Origin of the sequence: Paramaledivibacter caminithermalis DSM 15212 (genome assembly GCF_900142245.1) — a bacterium.
Classification (GTDB): Bacteria; Bacillota; Clostridia; order Peptostreptococcales; family Caminicellaceae; genus Paramaledivibacter; species Paramaledivibacter caminithermalis.
This window is the reverse complement of record NZ_FRAG01000142.1, coordinates 1-1,710: the sequence shown is the minus strand read 5'-3', so window position 1 is coordinate 1,710 and position 1,710 is coordinate 1. Positions and strand designations below refer to the sequence as shown.

2 protein-coding genes are annotated in these 1,710 nt (G+C 29.2%); one reads left to right on the top strand and one right to left on the bottom strand.

Translation table 11 applies throughout. The features are described 5' to 3' along the window. Positions 1–458 precede the first annotated feature (458 nt). Positions 459–833: a hypothetical protein gene (locus BUB36_RS18915; protein WP_073153903.1), complete on the top strand. Its 375-nt coding sequence runs from the start codon at positions 459–461 to the stop codon at positions 831–833. 78 nt (positions 834–911) lie between these two features. Here the strand turns inward: BUB36_RS18915 and BUB36_RS18910 are convergent, their stop codons facing one another. Then, entirely contained in the window at positions 912–1,583 is a 672-nt protein-coding gene (locus BUB36_RS18910; protein ID WP_073153900.1) for a hypothetical protein, read from the bottom strand. Positions 1,584–1,710: the final 127 nt, after the last annotated feature.

Genomic DNA, 1,710 nt, shown 5'->3' with positions numbered 1-1,710 from the left:
ATATAATTGCTGGACAACTAATGGCAAGTATAAATATCAATGCCATTAAAAATGCCACCTGCATGTTTCCCTTAATGGGGATATTGAAAAAACTAAATAATAACAAGAGGACATCAGCCTGCGGAAAAATTATTTTCACTGAAAATCTATATACAATATATTGTAGTGTTTTGTAATCAAGCTTTTTTATATAGTATATAGATTTTATTATACTACCGTCTTCACAAAGTCTGACATTCGCTTGTTATATAGAAAATATTTTAGGAATATTAGAGCCAAAGGTGCCGGTTTTTTTGACTCTTTTTTTTTAAAAAAAACTTTTCAACTCTTTCCAAAATCATTAATTTGATTTTTAATTTTGTAAACGACCTAATAAGACAAAAAATATGCAATAAGTATGATACAATTAATATCATCTATTTTTAGGATAGGAATTGATGTGAAGGGAGTTTGATTATATGAAAAAAGTATATATATTCGGTATGCTAGCATACTTTGTAGTAGCACTTATTGGATGTTTTGTATATGAGTCCTATTTCGTTTCAAAACCCCGACCAATACTTAATGGAACATTTGTCAATGAATCTAATCCATACAACTATTTAGTTTTCGATAAAAGAGATAATTACTCATTTTACTATATACCTCCTGATGGTCCTAAAGAAAAAGGTACTTATTACTTGGAATCAGATAATATATATGTATTAAACAATGATAAAATGATAAATGTTAAATTGTTCTATAAAAAAAATAGTTTCATTATAAATATTGATGGTATCCAATATAAATTTAAAAGAATTAGCAATCAACCAATCATTCAAATATTTGAATAACTATGAAAATCAAAAAGGGCTATTACTCAATAATTATTGAGTAATAGCCCTTTTTGATTTTTTTAGGGATATACCTTTTTAATTTTCAACCTTTTTAATTTTTAGATAAGGTCTAACGGGTACTTCTGTCGTGAATGATTTCACATACTCCCATTTCCCGTATTCTCCAGTGTTACCATATACTTTACGACGCATTAGTTTGAATTTTGTGACTTCAAAATCTTTAGAGACAAACAGTTTAACAGGCTTACCTACATATATATCTGGAACTCTAGCACTGTAGCCAGTCACTTTATCTACTTTTTTACCTGCTGCAGCACTTACTCCTACAGACACAAGTTCTCCAGCAATTGAAACAGAAAAACTTACGTTCTTTTCAAATCCTGAATCTTGCCAATGGATTCTGCCCCCTTTATCTTCAAATACTATACCATCTCTTGGCTGTTTCCCTGCAAAGCCAATAGGGACTTTTCTTGCTTTAGCTGAACCAACTTTAACACTCTTATATTCCCATTCTGGAATTGACCTAGGAGAAATTTCATAACTATTATCCATAGTTAATGATTTATTTATTTCTTTTTGAATTTCTTTTTGTATCTGATCTTCTTTAATTTTTTCAATCTCTTCTCTAGAAAGTTCATCACCAATTACAGTAAATTCACCGTCAAAATTACCATCAACAGCAAAACTTGTTACTCCTAAACTGGAAAATAAGCAAATTACTAAAACCAAGCTCAAAACTTTTCTCATAATGCATCTCTCCTCGTATAGTTAATTATTTTTTGATTCTGGTGCAAAAAGTTTTTTTTGAGGATTTTTTTGAAATTCTTTACCTGTATACTTGTAAAAAATCACAATTAAGCATTAAAAATCCCTA